The following is a 24,474-nucleotide window of genomic DNA, read 5'->3' on the forward strand; positions in this document are numbered from 1 at the left end:
ATATCAAACGGGGGTGCGTCAACGCATCCCCGCCTATTTCCTTCAGCAAAAAAAAGGCCAGATCTGAATAGGCCCTGTAATACAGTTGGCTAGGGCCCATTGCCTCAGGCCTCAGTTGCATCTTCCCGTTTTAAATCCTCTTTGTGTCAAATAAATCGACACGCTTCCGCGTCTGCTTCTATGATTGAACTCAAAACTCGGGGCGAGGGCAGGCGCCAGAATTGTCAGTCGCGGCCTTCGATTGTGATCTTTGGCAGTGTCGGTTTATAAAAGGAAACCTTCTCAGTCGGAGCAATAACTCTGGCTTCTCCGGTAACAACCTTTTGGTTGTTTTGATTCGTTACGTCACACTTGAATACAACCCGGTTTTTGGGGCCTTTGCGCAGGACTGTTAGGCTTACGGTCAGCGTGTCGTCCAGCTTTACCGGGCGTTTGAAGGAGAGGCTTTGTTCCAGATAAACAGTGCCGGGGCCGGGCATAACCGAAGCCAGTGCGGCAGAGATCAGTGCGCCGCTCCACATGCCGTGGGCGACCCGTTCCTTGAATATGGAGCCGGCTGCAAATTCCGCGTCCAGATGCACGGGGTTCATGTCCCCCGAAACGGCGGCAAACAGCACCAGGTCATCTTCTGAGAGCGTTCGGATAAATGTGGCGGTGTCACCCTCGTTCAGCTCGTTGTAGGTGATATTTTCAAGAGTATCAAGGGTATCGCTCATCAGGGGCTCCGTGCGTAAGGTGTGTGGGAGATGGTCTTTCCGGTTCTGCGCTGAAACTACCTCATCGTTGACAAAACTGCTATTCTCTCCCGACTTTTTGAGGCTGATACTTATGTCGAGTTGATTTTTATACCGCGCGGCATCTGTAAATCATTATAAATAAAAGCGCCAGACAGGAGATGGTGATGGATTTTGAGAAGTTCTATCAAGATAAATACCCCGCCAGTGTTCCCCGTGAAGTCGATCTGAAAAAATACAGCAGCATGGTGGACGTGTTTGATCAGGCGGTTAAAAAATACGCTGACCGCCCCGCCTTCAGCGCTGTCGGTGCAACTCTCACCTATCGTGATCTGGACACCCAAACCCGTAACTTTGCGGCCTGGCTGCAAAACAAGACGGATCTTAAGCCCGGCGACCGTATTGCGGTGCAAATGCCTAACCTGGCTCAGTATCCGGTTGTCGTATTTGGCGCCATGCGTGCCGGCCTGATTGTGGTCAATACTAACCCGCTGTATACCGGCCGGGAGATGGAGCACCAGTTTAACGATTCCGGTGCCAAGGCACTGGTGGTACTGGCGAATATGGCGGAAAACGCCGAGAAAGTTCTGCCCCATACCAGCATTGAGCACGTCATCGTTACCGAAATTGCCGATATGCATTCGCCCATCAAGCGCACGCTGATGAATGCAGTGGTCAAGCACGTGAAGAAGATGGTACCGCCGTTCAGCATTCCGCAGGCCCATAAGTTGCCGGCCGTGCTCAGCGCAGGCGCCCGTGAAAAGTTTACACCGGTTGAGTGTAAACAGGATGATATTGCTGTGCTTCAGTACACAGGCGGAACAACCGGTGTCGCCAAGGGCGCGATGCTGACCCACGGCAACCTGGTGGCAAACCTGCTGCAGGTTCGCCCGATGATGGAAGACACGATCATTGAAGGGCAGGAAGTAGTGATTGCGCCACTGCCTCTCTACCACATTTATTCTTTCACTCTGAACTGCGGCATTATGCTTGAGGCCGGCGGCCACAACGTGCTGATTCCAAACCCGCGGGATATTCCGGGTTTCGTGAAAGAGCTGAAAAACCACAAGTTCACCGCCTTCCTTGGTCTGAATACGTTGTTTGTTGCGCTGTGCAATAACGAAGAGTTCCAGGACCTCGATTTCAGTCATCTCAAGCTCACGTCTTCAGGCGGCATGGCGCTGACCAGCGACACTGCGAAGATGTGGGAGCGGGTAACTGGCTGTGCAATATCGGAAGGCTACGGTATGACAGAAACCTCTCCGGTGGTTACCTTCAATCCCCGGAGTGCTATCCAGCTGGGCACCATTGGCTTGCCGGTCCCTTCGACCCAGGTCAAGACCCTTGACGACGATGGCAATGAGACAGCGTTGGGAGAGCCGGGGGAACTTTGTGTGAAAGGGCCGCAGGTTATGCGCGGTTATTGGCAGCGCCCTGAAGATACGCAGAAATCCTTCACTGAAGATGGCTACATCCAGACCGGCGATGTCGCGGTGATTCAGGAAGATGGCTATATCCGCATTGTTGATCGCAAGAAGGACATGATCATCGTGTCCGGATTTAACGTTTATCCCAATGAAATTGAAGATGTGGTCAGCAGCCACCCGAAAGTGGCTGAGTGCGCCGCTGTGGGTATTCCTGATGCCAAGAGTGGTGAGGCGGTAAAGGTTTACCTTGTTGCGACGGCCGAAGGCGTCACTGAAAATGAGCTGAAAGAGTTCTGTCGTGAGCGACTGACGGCCTACAAAGTTCCACGCTTTTTCGAGTTTCGCGATGATCTGCCGAAAACCAACGTGGGTAAGATTCTGCGCCGTGAGCTGCGCGACGAACCGGGTAACAAGTAATTACGGTGACCTTGCAACCTGATGACAACGCCTCAGTAAAGGCCGCAATAAAGGCGATGATGGAGCAGTTGGACGCCTGCAATCAGCAGGAAGCTGCCCGCATCGTCAAATTGGTGGCAAGAACCAAGGGAAAACCCGGCCAGAAAGATCTGGAGAAAATGGCGGGCTGGCTTGATCGTGGCCTTGGCAAGGTTCAGCGACGCCAGGCTCTGCATAAGCCAGCGAGCTTTCCTGCCGGGCTGCCGGTTTCTGATCGCGTGGATGATATCCGCGAAGCGATTGAAAACCACCAGGTTGTGATTATTGCCGGTGAAACCGGATCGGGTAAAACGACCCAGATACCCAAGATCTGCATGAATATGGGCCGGGGAATTCGCGGTCTGATCGGTCATACCCAGCCACGACGTATTGCGGCGCGCAGTGTTGCTGCCCGTATCGCCGAGGAACTGGGCGAGCAGACCGGGCAGCAGATTGGTTATCAGGTGCGGTTTACCGATAACACCTCTGAACAGACCCGGGTCAAGGTAATGACCGACGGGATCCTGTTGGCTGAAGTCCAGAACGATCGCTTTCTTGATCGTTACGACACGCTGATTATTGATGAGGCCCACGAACGCAGTCTGAACATCGATTTTCTGCTGGGTTATCTGAAACAACTTCTCCCCAAACGTCCTGATCTCAAAGTCATCATCACGTCGGCTACTATTGAAGTGGATCGCTTCAGCGAGTTCTTCAATAAGGCCCCGGTGCTGGAAGTCAGCGGCCGGACCTTCCCGGTTGATATCCGTTACCGGCCGTTGACCGGCGATGAAGATGATCGCGACCAGGGCTGGAACGATGGTGTTCTCGCGGCGCTTGATGAGATTGAGCAGCACGAGCGCAGTGACAAATTACCGCCGGGCGATGTGCTGATCTTTTTGCCGGGTGAGCGTGAGATCCGGAACCTGAGCAAAGTGCTGCGCCACGCTGAGCTCCGGCACACGGAAGTTCTGCCTTTATATTCCCGTCTGAGCAATCAGGAACAGAACCGGGTGTTTCAGAGCCATGGCGGCCGCAGGATTGTGCTTTCCACCAACGTTGCGGAGACGTCGCTTACGGTGCCGGGCATCCGCTACGTGATTGATGCCGGTGTGGCGCGAATCAGTCGCTACAGCGTTCGTTCCAAAATTCAGCGCCTTCCCGTTGAGCCAGTATCTCAAGCCAGTGCCAACCAGCGCTCAGGTCGCTGTGGCCGGGTTGCTCCGGGCATCTGTTTTCGTTTGTTCGATGAAGCAGATTTTCTTAACCGCCCGGAATACACCGATCCGGAAATACTGCGCACCAACCTGGCCTCCGTTATCCTGCAAATGGCGACCTCCGGCCTTGGCGAGATCCGGCATTTCCCGTTTCTTGAGGCGCCAGACAAACGCCTGATCAACGATGGCTACAAGCTTCTGGAAGAGCTGAGTGCGGTAGACGACCAGCGCCGGGTGACTAAGCTCGGGCAGACCATGGCCAAGTTGCCGCTGGATCCGCGCCTGGCCCGCATGCTGGTGACTTCAGCAGACCAGGGCAGCCTGGCAGAAACGCTGATCATTATGGCGGGGCTGAGTGTTCAGGACCCGAGAGAGCGCCCGCAGGACAAACAGCAGGCTGCGGACCAGGCCCACGCAGCGTTTAATGATAAAGACTCAGATTTTGTCACTCTGCTCAATATCTGGAATTTCTACGAAGATCAGCGCCAGGAGCTGACCCAGAACCAGCTCAAAAAGGTGTGCCAGAAGAGTTTCCTCAGCTGGATGCGTATGCGGGAGTGGCGCGACATTCATCGGCAACTTACGCTGATTTGCCGTGACCAGAAACTGTCATTTAACAAAGATGTCGCCACCTACGACGCCATACATAAAGCGATTCTGGCCGGTTTGCTGGGACAGGTGGCGACCAAGGTTGAGAAGAAGGAATACCTGGCCACCCGCAATCGCAAGGTTATGATTTTCCCTGGCTCCAAAGTGTCCAAAACCGGGCCTAAATGGATTGTGGCCACGGAAATTGTTGAAACCAGCCGGGTGTTTGCGCGCATGGTGGCCGCCATTCAGCCTGAGTGGATAGAGCCCTTGGCTGGGCACGTGGTGAAACATCACTATTTCGAGCCGCACTGGGAGCAGAAGAGAGCTCAGGTGATGGGGTATGAAAAGATTACCCTTTATGGTCTCGATGTGGTGCCCAAGCGGAGCATAGCGTTTAGCAAAATAGACCCTGTTGAGTGCCGTAATCTGTTTATTCGCCACGCGCTGGTGGAAGGTGATTATCGTTCTAAAGCACCTTTTATTGAACGCAACCGCGAGATGCTCGCAAGCGTGGAGGATCTTGAAAAGAAAACCCGCCGTCGGGATCTTCTGGTGGATGACGAAGTACTTGTGGGTTTTTACGATGAACGCGTGCCCGCTGAGATAGTGAGTGGTCGCCACTTTGAAAGCTGGTGGAAAGGCCTTACAGCTGAAGAGCTCCGCAACCTTGAGCTGACTGAAGACGATGTTCTGCAAAGGCCGGTTGATGCCATGGCGGGTGATTTATACCCGGATTTCCTGGAGTGGGAAGGGGTTCGTTACCCGCTCAGTTACGAGTTTGAGCCGACCAGTGAACGCGACGGCGTTACGCTGCAGGTGCCGTTGATGGCGCTCCGGCAGATTCCCTCCCGGCGCCTGGAATGGCTGGTGCCCGGCCTGCTTCGCGAGAAGTGTATTGCGCTGGTCAAAGGCCTGCCAAAATCCCTGCGTCGCAATTTTGTTCCGGTTCCGGACTTTGTGGACGCTGCGGTTGCCAATCTCCAGCCTTCCAACGAGCCACTGGCACTTCAGTTGGGAGAGCAGTTGCGACGGATGACCGGTGTGCGTATTGATCCTGAAGCCTGGCCCCGGGATGAATTGCCTCGCCATCTGAGAATGAACCTCAGAGTTCTCGGGGACGGCGGTAAGGTGATTGCTGAAAGCCGGGAGACTGGAGAGCTTCAGGATCAGCTTGAAGGGCGGGCCGAGGAGGCTCTTGCGTCTGCAACCAACGACAGCCGTGACCAGGAGCCTGCTGGCGAATTTACGGATTGGGAGTTCGGCGATCTGCCGAAACAGGTGCAGACTGAAAAGGGTGGCATGCAGATCACGGTTTATCCGGCTCTTGAGGATTTGGGCAAACGGGTGCGTGAGATTCGTTGTCTGGATCGCCTTACCGCAGAAGACACCAACCGCAAGGGTATTGCGCGCCTGATCCTTAACCGGTTTGGAAATACTCTGGACGATCTGGAGCGAAAGCTTCCCCGCTTCAAACAGTCCGCCCTTATGTTTGCAACCGTCGGGCAGGCAAAAGTTCTTCTGGACGATCTGCTTGTTTCCACGGCAATGGCGCATTTTTTACACGACCAGATGCCCGTTACCCGGGAGGCGTTTGATGCGCTGGTTGATCGCCATCGGGGCGATTTTATTCCCGCATTGGAGCAGGCCGACGAACGCCTTTACCAGGCAATGGCCGGTTATCAGAAAGTGGCAAAGCAACTGAAAGGTAAGATCAATCTGGCCCTCGCCAATAGCATGTCAGATTTGAAGTTTCAGATGCAGAACCTTGTTTATCCGGGCTTTCTGGTGGCAACGCCGCCACAATGGCTGGCAGAGTTTGGTAGGTATTTTGAAGCAGCGTTGGCCAGGTTGGAAAAAATGCCCCGTGAAATGGGGCGTGAGCGAGAGTTTCTACACACTATTGAGCCTCTCTGGGCCCGCTATGCAAGCAAACGGAATGAGCAGCAAAAGCAGGGTGTTCGCGATCCTGAGCTTGTGCTCTATCGATGGATGCTGGAAGAGTTCCGGGTATCGTTTTTTGCCCAGCAACTGGGTACGGCCATGACCGTATCCGCCAAGCGTCTCGATAAACAGTGGGAGCTCACCCGGGTCTGATCGCTTAGGCCCCGCCCGCTGTAGGGGCTTTTGCGGGGCGGGCAAAACCCCGGGACTGTGTTAGTATTTCCGAAGGTACGACATTCCTGTCTTTCTGTTTTCATATTCACGACGTGGGGTTAGCGTGATTAAAGCCGTCATTAGCGGAACCGGCCTGTATACACCGCCGGCAACCATTGATAACGATGAACTGGTCGAAGCTTTTAACCAGTTTGTCGAGATGTACAACTCTGAACACGCGGAAGCTATTGGGCGTGGTGAAATGGAGCCTCTTCAGGCGTCGTCCTCGGCGTTCATAGAGAAAGCCTCAGGCATCAAGCGCCGGCATGTTATCGACAAGTCGGGTATTGTTGATCCGAAGCGTATGGCCCCGTACATTCCCGAGCGCGGTAACGATGAGCCTTCCGTTCAGTGTGATATGGCCATTGTGGCGTGTAATGAAGCACTGGCACAGGCCGGCAAAAAAGCCAGCGATGTGGATGCAGTCATTGTCGCCTGTTCCAATTTGCAACGCGCCTATCCGGCGGTTTCGATCGAAGTTCAGGCTGCCTTGGGTATTGAAGGCTTTGCCTACGACATGAATGTGGCCTGCAGCTCTGCCACCTTTGGTCTGCAAGCGGCGGTTAATTCCGTGGAGAATGGCTCGGCGCGCGCTGTTCTGGTGGTCAGTCCGGAAATCTGTTCCGGACACCTGAACTTCCGCGATCGCGACAGTCACTTTATTTTTGGTGATGCCTGCACCGCTATTCTGGTGGAACGGGAGGAAGACACTCAACCCGGGCAGGGGTTCGAAATTCTTGGTACCCGTCTGAAAACCGCCTTCTCGAACAACATACGGAATAATTTCGGCTTCCTGAACCGGGCGGACGAAGCCGGTATTGGCAAACCGGATAAACTGTTTATCCAGCAGGGCCGTAAAGTATTCAAGGAAGTTTCACCTCTGGTTGCTGAAACCATCCAGAATCATCTTCAAAGCCTGTCGCTTGCGCCGGAAAATTTGCGCAGAATGTGGCTGCATCAGGCTAACCTGAACATGAACCAGCTTATCGCCCGCAGGGTGCTTGGCCGGGACGCGAGCGAAGATGAAGCGCCTGTGATTCTTGATGAGTACGCAAATACCAGCTCCGCTGGTTCTATCATTGCGTTCCACAAACATAAAGACGACCTGAAAACCGGCGACATAGGTGTGATCTGCTCCTTCGGTGCCGGTTATTCTATTGGCAGTGTTGTAGTGCGCCGACGCTGAAAGCCACAACAACCCAAGAGTTGACCATGACAAAATTTTTACCCCGAGGCTGGTTGTTTGCCACGCCGTTGGTGGCTGTGTTGGCTATTGTTATGTCAGCAGGGCCAGTCATGGCCCAGAATATTCAGGAGCCTGTTCCTGAGGGCTCGGTGGCGCCGGTAAATCCTCAGGATCCTTATGAGAACTGGAACCGCAAGGTCTACAACTTTAACGACACAGTTGACCGCTGGGCCTTGAAGCCGGTAGCTAAAACCTATCGTACCTTCATGCCGAATTTTGCTGACCGTGCCATTACGAATTTTTTCAACAACCTGACAGAAATCCGGAACTTCACGAACAGTATTCTGCAGTTGAAGGGCGAGTCTGCAATTGTGGCAGCCGGTCGGTTTACCTATAACACGGTGTTCGGCCTTGGCGGTCTGATCGATGTCGCGACAGCGTTTGATCTGCCGGAAAGGCCTGAAGACTTCGGGCAGACTCTGGGATACTGGGGTGCCAGTTCCGGCCCGTACCTGATGCTGCCGTTTCTTGGCCCTTCCAGTCCTCGCCACCTGAGTGGTCTGGGCGCGGACGGCTTTGTTTTTCCGTCACTCTGGGAAGACGTCGAGAGCCCGGAAACCTATTATGCCCGGGGGGTCCAGGTTGTCGATAAGCGGGCAGATCTGATCCCGGCTGAGAGCTTCATTTCCGGCGACACCTATATCTTTGTGCGTAACGCATTCATGCAACGCAGGGAGTTTCTGATCAATGACGGCAAGGTGACCCGGGATCCGTTTGCCAGTGATGACAACAACGATCTTATGCTCGACGATTTCTGATCCTGACGGCCAGTTGAGGGAGACACACGGTGCTGAAAGATCCAAGAATTCACAAGTTCCGCAAGATGCTGGCCGAGGCGCCGAACTATGAGGTGTGGAAGGCCGCAGCACTTGAACTGGATTTTCTTGAAGGCAATGCCGAATGGAAAGAGGATTTTGCCTCCGAGCATTATCACTATGAGTTGCTGTACGACCGCCTGAGCAATATCAAACAATATCGCCAGCAGAATGATTTTGAGCGCTTGAAACGAGCTCTGCGCGAGGGCCTTCATCATGATCTTGGCAACATGGGCAACCCTGCGCTGTATACCCATTCCAGAGTTGGCACCAAGCATCTGATTGAGGAATATATTGCTCAGGCCTGCGAAGCCCTGGATTTTCTGTGCGACCACCCGGTGCCGGGTTTCCCGGTTGCTGACAAACTTCAGTTTTTCCGCGACACCCTGACCAGCTACGGGCGACCGACACTTCTGTTGAGCGGTGGCGCGAGCTTGGGCATGTTCCATTTTGGCGTGATCAAGGCGCTCTGGGAGAGAGGGCTGCTTCCTCAGGTTGTCACCGGCTCAAGCATCGGTGCCGTCATTGCCGGAATGCTGGGTGTGCATACAGACGCTGAAATTCCGGAAATGCTCGTGCCTGAAAATCACGATCTCAAAGCCTGGAAATGGCGCGGACTATTGAGCGCTATGCGGGGCGAAGGGCTGATGGATCAGGGGCAGCTCCGCACATGCCTGAGAGCCAACATTGGTGAGTACACGTTTGAGGAAGCTTACGAGCGTACCGGCCGATCGATTAACATGAGCGTATCGCCGGTTCAGACGCACCAGAAAGCCCGGTTGTTGTCTGGCTATACATCACCCTACCTGATGGTGTGGAGCGCTGCACTTGCCAGTGCGGCGGTGCCGGGTATCTTCCCGCCGGTTACTCTGATGAAAAAGGACATCAACGGGAACGCGCTGCCCTACATGCCACGGCTCAAATTTGTTGATGGCTCGGTTGTCAGTGACCTGCCCATTGAGCGGCTCATGCACCTTTACGATGTGAATTTCACCATTGTAAGCCAGGCCAATCCGCACGTGGTGCCTTTCCTGAACGACCATGGCCTGGACGAAAAGCTTTCTGTGACAAATCTGCCGTTGTACCTGATGAAGTCAGAGATTCAGTTTCACGGTCAGGGGGTGTTTGATTATCTCCGCAAGCGCGTTCGGCCTGAACTGCTCCGTCAGATTTCCGGCCAGATGTATACCATTATGGCTCAGCGGTATTCGGGAGACGTCACCATCGCGCCTTCCTACAGGTTCAAGGATTACCGGCGAATGCTTGCAAACCCAGAGCCCGCTTTTGTGCGGGAGATGATTCTGGCGGGCGAGCGCGCAACCTGGCCAAAAATCTCCATGATTCGATCCCACGCTCGTATTTCCAAAACCCTGGAGCGCTGCGTGCGCCGCCTGAAACAGCAAAACCGCCGCAGCGCTGCTGATCTCAGGCTGATAAACAGTGCTGATTCCGGGCCATCCTGAGATGACAGGCCTGCGAAGCGGGCGGTATGATACCCTGCTGTAGAGCCTGGCTCGGTGAACAGCCGATCAGCCCGGCGCCTGAGCATTTGACTGGACGCCCATGTATTACGACTTCTTCGGCTTCAGAGAACCGCCGTTCTCTATCGCGCCAGACCCCCGCTACCTTTACCTGAGCGAACGCCACAAAGAGGCGCTTGCGCATCTCATGTACGGCGTGCAGGGGCAGGGTGGCTTCATAGTGATTACCGGGGAAGTGGGTACCGGTAAAACCACCGTGAGCCGGTGTTTTATCGAAAACGCTCCGGCCCATGTAGATATTGCGTTGATTCTGAACCCCCGGCTTTCTGCCCGGGAACTGCTTTCCGCCATTTGTGACGAGCTGGAAATTGCCCATCCGGCCGGTGCCAGCATCAAACAGCTGGTGGATCTGATTAACCGCGATTTGCTAAAGGCCCATGCGGCCGGGCGGCACAAGGTTCTGATGATTGATGAGGCGCAGAACCTGTCGGCAGATGTACTCGAGCAACTTCGCCTGCTCACCAATCTGGAAACAGCCGAGAAAAAACTGCTGCAGATTGTGCTGCTGGGCCAGCCAGAGTTACAGCAGATTCTGGCACTTCCAAAGCTTCGGCAGCTGAACCAGCGGGTAACCGCCCGCTATCATCTGGATGCTATCGGCGGTAACGAGCTGCCTGCCTATCTCAGCTACCGGCTAGGTGTGGCGGGCATGCGGGGCGATGTATTCTCGCCTGCAGCTGTCCGCAAACTCTACCGCCTGAGTCATGGCATACCTCGGCTGATCAACCTGATCAGCGACCGTGCGCTATTGGGCGCCTATGCAGAGGGTGAGCATGAAGTGACTCCGGCTCACATACGACAGGCCGCAAAGGAAGTCGGGGGCAGCAATCTGGGGCCAAAGCCGGCAGGGGTCAGAGGCAAACCGGATCTCCCCGGCTATCTGGTGCTCGCCGCATCACTGCTACTGGCCATTGTCAGTACTTTTTGGCTTTACCAGAAGTGGCCTGAGTATGGGTTTGGATCAGAGCCGCAAGCGTTAGCGAATGAAACGACTGCGGAGCAGGGCGGCGCGATACAACGAGAAAGCGAGCCTGAAGAACAACTTGACGAGCAACCTGAAAGTTTGCAGGCGCTCCCTCTGGTTGAGGAAGCACCTACCAGGCCCGATCCGGAAATTCCCCCGTTCAGATTTTCAGAACAGGCACTGAATCTGCCAGAAGCTTTCCGTGGGTTGTTTGATATCTGGGGCGTTGAATACAGCCCGCAGGAGTCCCCGATTGCCTGCGATTTTGCCGGGGTATCCGGCTTGGGCTGCCTTGAGCGGCAGGGAAGTCGTCGAAGCCTGGCCTTTCTGGACAGGCCGGCCATGCTGATGCTTCAGGATGATGCCGGCAACCGTGGTTACGCAGTGCTGCGTCATCTCGATGGCGACGTCGCGGACATTGTTTTGCCCGGGGGGCCGGTTCAGGTGTCTTTCTCCAGCCTCGAATCCCTCTGGTTTGGTGAGTATCGGCTGTTGTGGCAGCTTCCCGATTATATGGCCAATCGCACGAGCTCCGGCGTCGGTGATGCTGCGGGAGAAGAGCTCTGGATCGGAGCGCGCATGATGGAGCTTGCAGATGCTCATGGCGGGTCGCCTGCCGACAACGCAAGAATCAAGCGCCTGTCAGCGAAAGATCAGGTGCGCTGGTATCAGTCCTTGCGGGGTTTGACAGTGGACGGGATTGCGGGTGCCATGACAATAATCCAGATCAATAACGACCTGAACGCAGATGTTCCAAGGCTGTTAAGTACAAGGCCCGGAGGCAAGGGATAGGTTATGTCCTACATTCTCGATGCCCTCAGAAAATCTGAAACGGAACGCCGCCAGGGCAAGGTTCCCGATCTCGGGCAACAGGTACAACTGATTCACCGCCCCAGAAAACGGCGGATCTCTCCGGTGGTATGGGTGGCGCTGGCGTTACTGGTAAACGCCGGCGTGCTGGCGGTTGTATTCTGGCCGGAACGGGCAGGCGATTTGCCTGTCGAGCCACGTGCTCAAACAGCTGCGCCTGAGCCCGCACTGGAGCCGCCTGCGAAGCCGGACCCGGAAGCAATGCAAGCTCCCGAAACCGAGACTGCTCTTGCGCCTCAGCCGGAGCCAGAGCTGGTGAGCGAGCCAATAATAGAACCTGCCCGTGAGCGGCCCACCATTATTACGCCGTCTTTACCCCGGGAGCGCCAGGCTCCGATGTTGCGCCAGGATGAGCCCAGGGCAAGAGTGCCGCACCTGGTCGAATTACCCCTTTCATTTCAAAAGAGTATTCCGGACCTGATGTTTAACAGCCATATCTACTCCAGCGATCCCTATGCCAGCCGGGTGATGATTAACGGGCAATACCTCCGCCAGGGTGAGTCTTTCTCAGGTATTACCGTAGAAGAGGTGACCGAGGACGGGGTTGTGCTGAGCAAACAGGGCAGAACCTTCCGCGTGGGCATTGTTCGGGACTGGATGAGCCCGCGCTGATGGCATTGACCGACGACATCAAACAGCAGATTCAGCAGAGTTACCGCGACGTATTGGCGGGTAAAGGCGTTCGAGCCCGCTATGGTCAGCGCCTTATGATTGCTGAAATTGCAAAGTACATGGGCGAGATCACGGAGAATGACGGCCAGCGTACGTCACCGCCAGCTGCCTGTGTGGTTGAAGCGGGTACGGGTACTGGTAAGACTCTGGCCTACCTGATTGCAGCGATTCCTGTAGCGCGGGCCCTGGGTAAAACCCTGGTGATCTCGACGGCAACGGTTGCACTGCAGGATCAGATTGTCCTGAAAGATCTGCCGGATCTGAAGAAACACAGCAAAATGAATTTCTCGTGGACGCTCGCCAAAGGCCGTGGCCGGTACCTGTGCATGTCCCGCCTCGAGTCCCGTCTTCACGATGAAGGCAACGGCGACAGTGACACTATGCCGTTGTTCCTGCTGGACAGTCCCGGCACCGAAGAGCCGGGCACCCGGGCATTCTTTGAAGAAATGCTGGCAAGCTACGGCTCTCGCAAGTGGGACGGAGACAGAGATCACTGGCCCGAGCAGATACCCGATGATGTCTGGCGGCAGGTCACCACTGATCACCGTCAGTGTACCAATCGCCACTGCAGCTATTTCGACAGCTGTGCGTTTTTCGATGCCCGCAAGGATCTGGACGAAGTGGACATCGTGGTGGCTAACCACGATCTCGTTCTTGCCGACCTCGCTCTGGGTGGCGGCGCGATTCTGCCGGAACCGGAAAATGCACTGTTCATCTTTGATGAAGCTCATCACCTGCCAGACAAAGCGCTGAATCACTTTGCGGCGTCTGTTCCGCTGAACTCGACCCGGCAATGGCTTAAACAGTTATCCCAGGCGCTGGCCAAAATGCAGCCCTATCTGGCGCCCGCTACCCAGGCGGCCAAGAGCATCGATCGCATAAGTACAGCCTCTCGCGATGTGGATCTTGTGTTGGCACGGGTTTATGAGGAAGCCGAGCACAATACCGGCTGGGAGTTCAATGAAGAGCGTCGCTCCGCGCAGTGGCGCTATCCGGAAGGCGAGTTGCCAGAAGCATTGGCTGAGCTGGCCTCTGAAAGCCGGATTGCCACAGCGAATCTGGTGCGGCATCTGGGTGTATTGGCGGATGAGCTGCAGGGCGCTTTTGATGAGCGCAAAAAGCATGAGATTGACCGGGATACCGCAGAAGCCTGGTACCCGGTTATCGGGGCTTTCCACAGCCGGTCTGAAGATCAGTTGCGGCTTTGGACCGCCTGGACTGAGCAGGTCAGTGGCAGGACATCGACCTCCGATTCGGAGCAGGGCACAACCGAAGACGAATCCAGGGCTAAGGCCCGCATCAACAGGAGCCCCCCTCCGGCGCGCTGGAGTGTGCGGCAGCGCTGGGATCATGCTGAAGATATTACTCTGTTCAGTTCGCCGGTATTGGCAGACAACCTGCTTTACTCGCGGCTCTGGTCGCGGGCCTATGGCGCTGTGCTCACCAGTGCGACCTTGACGGCGCTAGGCCGTTTCGACCGCCTTCAGTCCAGAGCAGGGCTGCCGGAAGCCAGCCGCTTTCTCGTCGTCCCCAGCTCATTCCGCTACGGAGAGATGGCGACCGTTGAAGTGCCGGCCATGGCCTGCCTGCCCACCGATGACGGTTTTGCGGATGAACTGATCAAACGCCTGCCGGGAGTGTGGGCCGGTGAAACCGCCACGCTTGTGCTGTTCACCTCCCGCCGGCAGATGCACCAGGTTCGGGATGCGCTGGCGCCGGAGTATCCGGATTTAATCATTACCCAGGACGACATGTCTCGGGGTGAGGTGTTGCGCCAGCATCGGACCCGGATTGATGAGGGCCGGGCCAGCGTGCTGTTTGGTGTTGCCAGTTTCGCAGAAGGTATCGACTTGCCCGGTAAGTACCTGCATCACGTGGTGATTACACGGCTGCCTTTCTCGGTGCCGGACGACCCCATTGAGGCGAGCCTGGCCGAGTGGGTAAGTCAGCGCGGTGGCAACCCGTTTATGGAAATTACAGTACCGGGCGCCTCCATCAAACTGGTACAGGCTGTTGGGCGGCTGCTGCGAACCGAAGAAGATACTGGCCGGGTTACGATTCTTGACCGCCGTATAGTCGCAAGGCGCTATGGTCAGCTGTTGCTCGATGCGCTGCCACCGTTCCGGCGCATTATTGAGAGGTAAAAAAATTGAGCGGTAAAAAAAGAGCCAGCCCGAAGGCTGGCTTATATCGAAGGAGTCCACGAAGAACCCAAGTGTAGAAACAACGCCTCACAAAAAGCCGGCGATATTTACTGGGTGAGAATGTCCAGTTCCCGCGCCCGGGCAAGAGCTTCCGTTCTCCTGCCGACGCCGAGTTTGCCATATAGATTGCGGATGAGAGCTTTGTCTCTGTCAAGTCAAGAGCTGGAGAAACGAACATGGGCGCCAAAAGCTGCGAAAATGCAATTTTGGTCTAAACTGATGCAGAGTGCTTTTCTATACTAAAAAAGAATGAAAAAAAGGCGGGTTATGCGTATTCTTGAATCTTGTCCGAAAATCTATATCTTTATGCAGCCCGCCGCAGGCCGGAAGCTCAGGGAGCGACAGAGTCAATGAAATTACAACAGTTGCGCTATATCTGGGAAGTTGCGCACCATGATCTCAACGTGTCGGCAACAGCCCAGAGTCTTTTTACATCTCAGCCGGGTATTTCCAAGCAGATTCGCCTTCTTGAAGATGAACTTGGCCTGGAAATATTTGCCCGAAGCGGCAAGCACCTGACTCGCATCACCCCTGGCGGCGAAATCATCGTGCGTGAGGCGGGTGAAATTCTGCGCCGTGCGGAAGGCATTAAAAAGATTGCCCAGGAGTTCAGTAATCAGCGCAAGGGTGATCTGAGTATTGCCACTACCCACACCCAGGCTCGCTACGCACTGCCGCCCATTATCAGTGGCTTTATCAAATCCTATCCGGATGTGTCATTGCACATGCACCAAGGCACTCCGATGCAGATTTCCGAAATGGCGGCGAACGGAGCCGTTGATTTCGCTATAGCCACCGAGGCCATGGAGCTGTTCAACGATCTCATCATGATGCCTTGTTACCGCTGGAATCGAACGGTGATTGTGCCCAAGGATCACCCGCTCGCCCAGTTGTCCGAGCTGACACTCGAGAAGCTGGCGGAGTACCCGCTGGTGACTTACGTGTTTGGTTTTACAGGTCGTTCGAAGCTAGATGAGGCGTTTCAGTCCAAAGGCCTGACGCCGAAAGTCGTGTTCACGGCTGCGGATGCTGACGTTATCAAAACCTATGTGCGCCTGGGGCTGGGTGTCGGGATCATCGCCAGTATGGCGTTTGACCCAAAAACAGACCCGGACCTGGTCGCACTGGACGCCAAAAAACTGTTTCGCCCGAGCGTTACGCGTATCGGTTTCCGCAAGGGTACCTTTCTGCGCGGCTATATGTACGACTTCATCCAGCGTTTCGCGCCGCACCTGACGAAAGAGGCTATCGAGGAAGCCGTTGCTCACCAGAGCAGCCGCAGCGAGATAGAAGCCTTGTTCAAGGATGTAGAATTGCCCACTTACTGACGGGCTATAAGGTTACCTGCATGTAGACCACATTCTTTCTGTGTGGCTTCTTCCCACCACCAGCGGCCTTCCCGCTCATGTTGCCCGGGCAAAACCGGGCGGGTGCAGGGCTGGCAGCCGATACTGACAAAGCCTTTTTCGTGAAGCTCGTTGTAGGGTGCTTCCGACATCCGAATGTAGTCCCACACTTCTTTTGATGTCCAGTTGGCCAGCGGGTTGAACTTGACCAGCGTTTTACCGGGGCCGGCGAAGGTTGCGTCTTCCTGTATAACCGGCACATCGTTGCGGGTGCCCGGGCTCTGATCCTTGCGCTGGCCGGTAATCCAGGCATCAACGCCTGCGAGCATGCGCTTGAGCGGGTTTACCTTGCGAACGCCACAGCACTCGCCGTGGCCGTCCTCGTAAAAGCTGAACAATCCCTTTTGGTTCACCAGATCCTGAACTTCGCTTGTGTCCGGAAACAGAACCTTAATGCTGATGCCATAGTGCTTGCGCACACGCTCGATAAACTCGTGGGTCTCCGGGTGCAGGCGCCCTGTGTCGAGCGTGAATACCTTCAGGTTATCGGTCAGCTTGTGAGCCATCTCTATGAGCACCACGTCTTCGGCACCACTGAAAGAAATAGCGATGTTGTCATAGCGTTTGAAGGCAGCCTTCAGAACCGCTCTTGGGCTTTCGCTGTCGAGTTCGTCCTGTAGCTCGCGGATATTGCTCATAACATATCAGTACCTGATGCGGATTTTGGTGAAGGTTAGCATTAAATGGCTAATTCCATGAAGGAATGACAGTCTATAAAGTTATAGCTCATTGTGTAGATGTGGCCTGGAAACTTCGTAGTTTTGTTGCAATGTTCGATGCATTCTTTGCCGGTTTTTTTTATGATACCGCGTCTATAACGGGGAGCGGGCCTTGCTCTCAGTTAGAATCCTCACTTGGAACATGAATCAGGAGATCACTGTGGAACTGGCATGTCTTGACCTTGAAGGTGTATTGATCCCGGAAATCTGGATCGCATTTGCAGAAAAAACCGGTATTGAAGAACTCAAGGCGACCACCCGCGATATTCCTGATTACGACGTTCTGATGACTCAGCGGCTTAAGCTGCTGGATCAGCACGGATATGGCCTGCCGCAGATTCAGGAAGTGATCGGTGAGCTCGACCCGCTGCCGGGTGCCCGTGAGTTTCTGGACTGGCTGCGCGAGCGGTTTCAGGTGGTGATTCTCTCTGACACCTTCTATGAATTCGCCATGCCGCTGATGAAAAAGCTGGGTTACCCCGCGCTGCTTTGCCATAAGCTGGAAGTTGCAGAGAATGGCCAGATTACCAACTATCTGCTGCGCCAGAGGGATCCAAAGCGCCAGTCGGTGCGTGCTTTTCAGCTGCTGAACTATCGTGTGATTGCGGCAGGTGATTCTTATAACGACACCACCATGCTGGGGCAGGCAGAGGCAGGTATTCTGTTCCATGCGCCGCAGAACGTGATTGAAGAGTTTCCTCAGTATCCGGCCGTGCACGAGTTTGAGGATCTTAAGCAAGAGTTTTTGAAGGCGAGTGCTGTTCACAGCGCCTGAAAATAAGTTTATGGAATCAGGGCGACGGCTAGTCGCTCTGGTTCAGATTCTCCAGGAAATCCATCAGTGGTTTCACTTTTGTGAGAGTCTCCTGGTATTCGCTGTTCGGATCCGAATCAGCCACTATTCCTCCGCCTCCCCAGCAGTGAATTGTCCCCTTGCCATCACACAGCATGGTGCGAATAGCGATGTTGCTGTCCAGAGTGCCATCGAGCCCGCGATAAAACACCGATCCGCAGTAGGGGCCACGCCAGTGAGGTTCCAGTTCCCGGATGATTTCCATGGCGCGGATTTTCGGTGCGCCTGTAATGGAACCGCCGGGGAAGGCATCAAACAGTACTTGCATAGGTGAAGCATCTTCCGCGAGTTTGGCGCGAATGTGGCTGACCAGATGGTGTACATTCCGGTAAGACTCGAGCGCGAACAAACTGTCTACCGTGACTGACCCTGCCGCAGCGTGGACACTCAGATCGTTGCGCAGCAAGTCCACAATCATCAGGTTTTCAGCCCTGTCTTTCTCAGACGCCTTTAGTTCGGCAGCATAGCCTGCATCTTCAAAAGGGGTGTTTCCCCTTGGCCGGGTGCCTTTAATCGGGCTGGTCTTTATGGTGCGACCACGGATTTCGAGAAAGCGCTCCGGGGAAATAGACAGCACCGCGCCCGCACCGGTTTTCAGGAACGCGCTGTAGGGAGTTGGGTTCGCCTCAGCCAACGCCTGAAACGCCAGCCAGGGATCGCCCGCATAGCTACCTTCAAATTCCTGGGAAAGATTGGCCTGGTAACAGTCACCGGCGTCAATGTAGCGCTGAACAGTTTCAACACCCGTCATAAACTCTTTAGCTGGCTGGCGAGCTTTAAAGGGCGAAACCATTTGCCAGTTTGTTGTTTCGCTCTGTGGTTTGGAGGAGAGCCAGGACCGGAGAATTCTGCACGTTTGTTCCGGGCATTCAGGATGAACCCAGAGGTAGTAAGTATCGGTTATGCGGTTATGGCTGGCGGCCCACAGGTAAAAGCCCGCAAGGAGCAGGGGAGTTGCAGGTGCGGGACAGATTGCTGAGAGGCGTTTTTCTTTGATGTATCCGAATTCGTAACTCAGAAAGCCGATCCACCCGCCCGTCAGAAAGCGTTTGGCATCCTGTACTGGAACTTCATGGTTTTGAACGAGGCTCTCCATTTCTTCGGACAGCGTGCTGGTATCCAGTTCGCTGTTGTCCCCGGAGCTTACACATTTGGTTGTGATCGCACAGGCCGAAAACCCGCTAAATGAACCACGGCCACCGTTGCTTCCGACGCTGCCGAGATAGGCAAAGTCCGGTTGACTGGCAGCATGGGCAAGCAGCTGTTCATAGTCTTGCCGGGTAATCGGAGAGGAAACAGGAAGTGGCAAATTAGCTCCGGTTAATTGGAAGAATGATACTCAGGCCACAAAACGGGCATTGTCGGCGCCGGAGGGGCGCTGTTCTAATGAAAAAATATAAAAACGACGCTGCCAGCCCGGAATCGGAAAACGGCATTCTAGCCGAGTTGAAAAGCTGCCGTTTCGTTGCAAGCCAGGGTCTGCAAGGCACTAGCTACTGATCAGGCACCGCAATAGAAAGATCAAACCCGCCACCCGGTCTGGGTGTCAGCCTGATCGGCCCTTCATTAACCGCTTGCGGAATCTTTCACGTAGGTTTCGACCATCTCATCGGAGGTCATCGCCTTGACGCCTGCAAAAGACGGCATTGAGGCTGCCTTCGCAAGTGTGACCGTCATCGCTGTTTCGATTCGCGTGGCTGCTTTTGAGAAGGCAGGCATACTGCTGGCAGTGCAGCCGGGTGGCAGGTTGTTGTGTTTCAAAATCAGGCCTCCTGCTGCGATAAACTCAGGTACCAGGCGTTTCTGAGGTTACAGCAGTCAGTACGCTTCTGTTTGTCAGTATTCGGGTTGTCCGACAGCATTTCAAGCGAAGAGGCGTCAGTTTGTGATCAGAATCCTTGATTTGCCGTACTGTTATAAAAACCAAAGCGAAGACGGTTAAGATAGCCGTGAACTTTTTATGCGTTGAACTTTTAATAAATATACCGGCCTCAGGGGCACAATGAACAGAATAATCCGTAGCCGCTGGCAGCGTTGGATAAACCGTCGAATTCCGCGCTCAGATGTCCAGTTACTTACCCAGAGAAACCTTTTCATTTTGCCAACGGCTGCTGGCGTAGTGTTCGGTATGCTGTTGCTGATAATGCTGATTACCGGCATTAACTATCAGAACAGCCTTATTTATCTGGTGACGTTTCTGCTGGGAGCTGTGTTTGTGGGGGCGATGCATCAGACCCACCGCAATCTTGCCGGTCTTGAATTGACGCTCGTGCAGGCGGGTGAAGGGTTTGCCGGCGATGAAATCCTCTTCCGGTTGCGGGCTGCGGCCGGTAAAGATGATGCCATTGCGCTTACGCTCTCCAGCGACGATGTATCAGTGCGCGTGGGCCATGTGCCGTCTGGCCAATCGGTAGATATAGCTTTGCCAGTACCTTCCGCATACCGGGGCTATCTGCGACCGGATCAAATAAGGATTGAAACCCGCTTTCCCTTCGGCTTGCTGAAAGCCTGGTCGTGGATGAGGCCAGTTTCTGCTGCGGTGGTTTTCCCCCGACCAATCGCGGCCCCCGAGGTGAGCAGCGCGGTAGAAGATGGCGATCAAACGGCCAGTTCTCGCTCTCCGGAAGGCAATGATCATGCTGAACTCAGGCCCTGGCGTGAGGGTGATATGAGCCAGCGCGTGATGTGGAAGCGTTTTGTCCGTAGTGGCCAGATGGTGGTGGCGGACTGGGAGGCCGATAAAGGAAGCCCTCAATGGCTGGATTTCAACGCTTTTCCCGGGACTGACCATGAGTTGCGACTCAGCTACCTTTCATGGCTTGTTCTTGAGCGGAGCAAGAGTGGCGCCAGGTTTGGCCTGAATCTGCCCGGCCAGGTAATAGAGCCAGATAGTGGCCCCGCCCATACCACTCGTTGCCATAGGGCTCTGGCGATCTGGGGTGAGAAGAAACCACGGGATGCGTTGGCCGAGCCCCACGGAACACGCAGTTACATGGATCCAGGCAAGCCCACAAACGCAACGCCGGGAGCCAAGCCATGAGCTTTTGGGTTCGCGCAAAAGATGAGTCTGAAAAACAAAGTGAGAGCCTGCCGTCCCGGGCGTTACTCTGGCTTATCCTGAGTTTTGCGCTGCTCCTGACGCCCCAGCTTGGTCGTCTGCCGGTATGGTTGATCCTTGTCTGTGTCGCTTTGGCAGGCTGGCGCTGGCTTGCTCAGCAGGGTCGTGTCCGATTACCGGGTCGCTGGCTGCGCACGGGTATCATGCTGGTATTGGTTGCGGTCTATCTGGTTCGCGTGCAGGGAAATTTTACCGTCGATACGGCTGCCTCGTTTTTTGTGCTGGCGGTTGGCCTGAAGTGGCTTGAAACCCGCACTGCCCGCGACTTTTATGTGCTGTTTTATATACTGGTGTATCTGGCCACGGTGAACTTTCTGTTTCATCAGGAGATTCACTGGGCGCTGATCAATATAGGTTCGATTGCCTTGTTGCTGATCGGGCTTCAGGTGCTTAACGCACCCGAGCTTCCCGGGGGAATGAAGGCGGGCTGGCGCAGGCTGGGTATCATGCTGCTGAAAGTGCTGCCGGTGGTTGTGCTGCTGTTCGTATTTTTCCCGCGCATGACCCCTTTGTGGAGCGTGCCTTTGGTCTCTGGCCAGGCGCGGACCGGGATCAGTGACACTATGCGGCCCGGGGATATATCCAGCCTGGCGCAAAGCAGCGAGCGAGCCTTTCGGGTCACCTTCGGCGCTGCCATGCCTGAATATCGGGACAGATACTGGCGTGGCCTGATTCTGGACACTCTCGACGATGGAACCTGGCATCAGAGTGGGTACGAGCCCTATCGAGCGCTCGGACGGGTTAACGTGGATGGTGGCGTGGGTGAACTGAAACCCCTGGAATACGATGTATTGATGGAACCGACGGATCAGCGCTGGGCCTTTGCTCTTGAAGGCTCAGTGGCTGTTTCCGATAATGTGATAAAGGAACCAGATGATCTGTTCCGCTTCCGTCGACCGGCAGATAGCCCGGTTCGTTACAGGCTGGCGCGTGAAACCACGGCGGAAACGCCAACGGGAACCCTGGATCCGGTGGAATCCCGCCGTTACCTTCAGCTTCCGGCAACGGGAAACCCCCGAGCGCGCGCCCTGGCTGATGAGCTGAAACGGTCAGCCAATGACATTGGCGTGATCCGTACGCTGCTGAGCCGTTTCCGGGAACAACCCTACTATTACACCCTGCGCCCGCCAAAAATGCCGGACGACGGCATCGACAGCCTGCTTTTCGATGAGAAACGTGGGTTCTGCGCTCACTATGCCGGTGCAACTACTTTTGTGCTGCGCTCTGCGGGCATTCCCGCACGGGTTGTGGTTGGCTACCAGGGCGGCGAAAGCGGGGCGGGCGACGAGTACCTTATAGTACGTCAGTACGATGCCCATGCTTGGGTAGAAGCCTGGGTTGAAGGGCGGGGCTGGGTTCGAATTGATCCCACAGCTGCTATTGCCCCCGACCGGATTGAGTCGGGTTTACGGGACGCGGTGGCCGATGAAGGCTCATTCCTGGAAAATAACTGGACGTCTGCCCAGCGATACGGGGATGTTGCCATTATCCAGTGGGCAAGCCTGCAGCTTGATCGGGTTAATTATCAATGGCAGCGCTGGGTGGTTGGTTATCAGGGCCAAAGCCAGCTGGATCTCATGTCCCGCTTGCCCGGCGGGTTCGGCATGCGAGAGCTGGGGTACCTTACCGCCGGTATCGTAGGCGCGGGCCTTCTGATTGCAGGCCTGATATCGGCGCTGCAGATGCGCCGGGGCGGGCGACGGGATGGCTACCGGCGCGTGCTGGGTGCCTGGCACCAGTTGTGCGGGCGGGCAGGGGTGCCGGTCAGAAACGGCGAAACGCCCGCAGCACTGGCTTCACGTCTGGCCGCTGCGGAGCCGGTTGTGGCCGATTCTGCCAGGCTTTTTGCCCGGATGGTTAACAGCCATTACTATAGGCCTCAATCCGCCCGGGATGACGCCAGCGATCTGAAGCGTTTACGCCGGTTACTGGCTACCATGACGCGACTGCTTCGCAGAACCGGTAAAAAACGGCCCGGAATGTTCCGTCCCAAGCCTCAAACAGGAAATTACAGTGACTGATATTGCCCTTGAAATGCCCTGGCTTCAAAATGCCTGGCAGGTCGTCCAGAAGCGCTTTGCTGAGGGCCGTCTCCCTCACGCGTTGTTGCTTACCGGGGAGTGCGGGGTTGGCAAGAGGACGTGGGCAGATGCGGTTGTAGGTCTTCTGTTATGCGCCAGTCCCGGGAACGAGAACACCACTGAACCAGTTGCTTGTGGGCAGTGTCGCCAGTGCCAGTTGCTTGCCGCTTCGAGTCATCCGGATGTACGGGTGTATTCGCCTGAAAAGTCCCGGATGATAAAGATCGATCAGATAAGGTCGCTTTCGACCTTTGCGGTCTCGTCGCCTCAGGTAGCAGCCCGCAAGGTTGCCATTATCGATCGGGCCGACCAGCTCAACATCAACTCGGCCAACGCCTTGCTGAAAACCCTTGAAGAACCAGTATCGGATTTTGTGCTTCTTCTGCTGCAGGAAAGTGGCCGGCCCGTGTTACCGACCATTCGATCACGGTGCCAGGTGTTGACGATACCGGTACCTTCTACGGATCAGGCCGGTCAATGGCTGGCCGGCAAGGTAGCGGAACTTGAGAGTGGGAAGCAGCCCTCTGCCGAACTGATGGCAAAGTCTCTGATGCTGGCGGGCAATGCGCCTCGTCTGGCGCTTGAGTACGCCACAGGTGAATTCCCGGCGTTACGGGACGAGGCGTTCGAGAAGTTTCGCCAATTCATGAAAGGCCAGGTTGCGGTATCTGAAGCAGCCAAGGCCTTTAAAGCGCTGGGGTTGGAAGATATGCTCTGGCTGTTTGAAGGGTGGGCGGTCGATCTCGCCCGGCTGGGTGCCGGGGGTAAAGCAAACGATCATGAGGCAGAAGAAATGCTCGGGTTTCTCGCCGGTATTAACCCGGCCTGGCGCGCTCATGAACTGCTGAGCATGGTTCGGGAAGCTCGGGCTGCCGGCGTTTACAACGTCAACCCGGAACTGGAAGCCAGCCGGTTGCTGATAGCGTGGCGCGACCTGATGCCTACGAAGCGTCGCGCATCCTGATTGCGCTTTTGCGTAGAACAACTGCTATGATTTCGAATTATCAGGGATTTTTTCCTGCACGTTCTGTTTAACGGTAAAACATTCAATTTAAAAGGTGTCAGATATGGGGCCCGGATTTGGTGCGCGCAGCGGCATTCTTACCCTGACGATTAAAGACAAAGCGGTTTTATACGCCGCTTATATGCCGTACATCCGCGAGGGTGGTCTGTTCATACCCACGCAGAAGCAGTACCGGCTCGGCGATGAGGTTTTTCTGCTACTGAACCTCATGGATGAGCCGGAGAAGATACCCGTTGCAGGCAAGGTTATCTGGATCACGCCCAAGGGTGCCCAGGGCAACCGTGCTGCAGGCATAGGTGTGCAATTCAACGGTGATGATGCAAGCGCCAGAACCAAGATTGAAGCTTATCTCGCCGGTTCTCTGAGCTCTGATCGCCCGACGCATACGATGTGAGGTGCGATT

At 55.3% G+C, this 24,474-nt stretch carries 18 protein-coding genes; 14 read left to right on the plus strand and 4 right to left on the minus strand.

Annotated elements, in window-relative coordinates; translation table 11 throughout:
- Positions 1-224: 224 nt before the first annotated feature.
- The gene (locus BUA49_RS10720) at positions 225-716 is read right to left on the minus strand and encodes a MaoC/PaaZ C-terminal domain-containing protein (protein ID WP_072797247.1); all 492 of its coding nucleotides are present in this window, start codon (positions 714-716) and stop codon (positions 225-227) included.
- 185 nt (positions 717-901) lie between these two features.
- On the opposite strand from BUA49_RS10720, the gene BUA49_RS10725 reads away from it, so the two are divergent.
- The 9 genes from BUA49_RS10725 to cysB all read left to right on the plus strand — a co-directional run bounded on the left by BUA49_RS10725 (position 902) and on the right by cysB (position 16,198).
- The gene (locus BUA49_RS10725) at positions 902-2,578 is read left to right on the plus strand and encodes an AMP-binding protein (protein ID WP_072797248.1); all 1,677 of its coding nucleotides are present in this window, start codon (positions 902-904) and stop codon (positions 2,576-2,578) included.
- 56 nt (positions 2,579-2,634) lie between these two features.
- The gene (gene hrpA / locus BUA49_RS10730; protein ID WP_072797249.1) at positions 2,635-6,498 is read left to right on the plus strand and encodes an ATP-dependent RNA helicase HrpA; all 3,864 of its coding nucleotides are present in this window, start codon (positions 2,635-2,637) and stop codon (positions 6,496-6,498) included.
- Positions 6,499-6,622: 124 nt separating this feature from the next.
- Positions 6,623-7,744, plus strand: a complete 1,122-nt coding sequence (locus BUA49_RS10735) for a beta-ketoacyl-ACP synthase III (protein ID WP_072797250.1) — start codon at positions 6,623-6,625, stop codon at positions 7,742-7,744.
- A gap of 110 nt (positions 7,745-7,854) precedes the next feature.
- Positions 7,855-8,562, plus strand: a complete 708-nt coding sequence (locus tag BUA49_RS10740; RefSeq protein ID WP_407656693.1) for an MlaA family lipoprotein — start codon at positions 7,855-7,857, stop codon at positions 8,560-8,562.
- 29 nt (positions 8,563-8,591) lie between these two features.
- Entirely contained in the window at positions 8,592-10,082 is a 1,491-nt protein-coding gene (locus tag BUA49_RS10745; RefSeq protein ID WP_072797252.1) for a DUF3336 domain-containing protein, read from the plus strand.
- A 100-nt stretch (positions 10,083-10,182) separates the two neighbouring features.
- Positions 10,183-11,916 (plus strand): ExeA family protein, encoded by a 1,734-nt coding sequence (locus BUA49_RS10750; protein WP_072797253.1) that lies wholly within the window; start codon positions 10,183-10,185, stop codon positions 11,914-11,916.
- A gap of 3 nt (positions 11,917-11,919) precedes the next feature.
- Complete coding sequence (locus BUA49_RS10755) at positions 11,920-12,606, plus strand: general secretion pathway protein GspB (RefSeq protein WP_072797254.1); 687 nt, start codon at positions 11,920-11,922, stop codon at positions 12,604-12,606.
- Positions 12,606-14,810 (plus strand): ATP-dependent DNA helicase DinG, encoded by a 2,205-nt coding sequence (dinG, locus tag BUA49_RS10760; RefSeq protein ID WP_072797255.1) that lies wholly within the window; start codon positions 12,606-12,608, stop codon positions 14,808-14,810. The genes BUA49_RS10755 and dinG overlap by 1 nt, the downstream gene beginning before the upstream one ends.
- A gap of 410 nt (positions 14,811-15,220) precedes the next feature.
- Complete coding sequence (gene cysB / locus BUA49_RS10765) at positions 15,221-16,198, plus strand: HTH-type transcriptional regulator CysB (protein WP_072797256.1); 978 nt, start codon at positions 15,221-15,223, stop codon at positions 16,196-16,198.
- Here the strand turns inward: cysB and BUA49_RS10770 are convergent.
- Positions 16,192-16,914 (minus strand): phosphoadenylyl-sulfate reductase, encoded by a 723-nt coding sequence (locus BUA49_RS10770; protein WP_072797258.1) that lies wholly within the window; start codon positions 16,912-16,914, stop codon positions 16,192-16,194. The genes cysB and BUA49_RS10770 overlap by 7 nt on opposite strands.
- A gap of 241 nt (positions 16,915-17,155) precedes the next feature.
- On the opposite strand from BUA49_RS10770, the gene thrH reads away from it, so the two are divergent.
- Positions 17,156-17,770, plus strand: a complete 615-nt coding sequence (gene thrH, locus BUA49_RS10775) for a bifunctional phosphoserine phosphatase/homoserine phosphotransferase ThrH (RefSeq protein WP_072797260.1) — start codon at positions 17,156-17,158, stop codon at positions 17,768-17,770.
- A gap of 28 nt (positions 17,771-17,798) precedes the next feature.
- On the opposite strand, the gene pabB is transcribed toward thrH, so the two are convergent.
- Both pabB and BUA49_RS10785 read right to left on the minus strand, forming a co-directional pair.
- Positions 17,799-19,157, minus strand: a complete 1,359-nt coding sequence (pabB, locus tag BUA49_RS10780; RefSeq protein ID WP_072797262.1) for an aminodeoxychorismate synthase component I — start codon at positions 19,155-19,157, stop codon at positions 17,799-17,801.
- Positions 19,158-19,414: 257 nt separating this feature from the next.
- The gene (locus BUA49_RS10785) at positions 19,415-19,609 is read right to left on the minus strand and encodes a hypothetical protein (RefSeq protein WP_072797264.1); all 195 of its coding nucleotides are present in this window, start codon (positions 19,607-19,609) and stop codon (positions 19,415-19,417) included.
- A gap of 241 nt (positions 19,610-19,850) precedes the next feature.
- Here BUA49_RS10785 and BUA49_RS10790 point away from each other — a divergent pair, with 241 nt between their 5' ends.
- From BUA49_RS10790 to BUA49_RS10805, 4 genes are all read left to right on the plus strand, one after another.
- Positions 19,851-20,888, plus strand: coding sequence for a DUF58 domain-containing protein (locus BUA49_RS10790; RefSeq protein WP_072797266.1), 1,038 nt, complete (start codon positions 19,851-19,853; stop codon positions 20,886-20,888).
- Entirely contained in the window at positions 20,885-22,987 is a 2,103-nt protein-coding gene (locus BUA49_RS10795) for a transglutaminase family protein (RefSeq protein ID WP_072797268.1), read from the plus strand. The genes BUA49_RS10790 and BUA49_RS10795 overlap by 4 nt, the downstream gene beginning before the upstream one ends.
- The gene (holB, locus tag BUA49_RS10800; protein ID WP_072797270.1) at positions 22,980-24,011 is read left to right on the plus strand and encodes a DNA polymerase III subunit delta'; all 1,032 of its coding nucleotides are present in this window, start codon (positions 22,980-22,982) and stop codon (positions 24,009-24,011) included. The genes BUA49_RS10795 and holB overlap by 8 nt, the downstream gene beginning before the upstream one ends.
- 103 nt (positions 24,012-24,114) lie before the next feature.
- Positions 24,115-24,465 carry a PilZ domain-containing protein gene (locus tag BUA49_RS10805; RefSeq protein WP_072797272.1) on the plus strand — a complete coding sequence of 117 codons (351 nt, stop codon included), beginning with the start codon at positions 24,115-24,117 and terminating at the stop codon, positions 24,463-24,465.
- Positions 24,466-24,474 lie beyond the last annotated feature (9 nt).

The organism is Marinobacter antarcticus (assembly GCF_900142385.1).
Classification (GTDB): Bacteria; Pseudomonadota; Gammaproteobacteria; order Pseudomonadales; family Oleiphilaceae; genus Marinobacter; species Marinobacter antarcticus.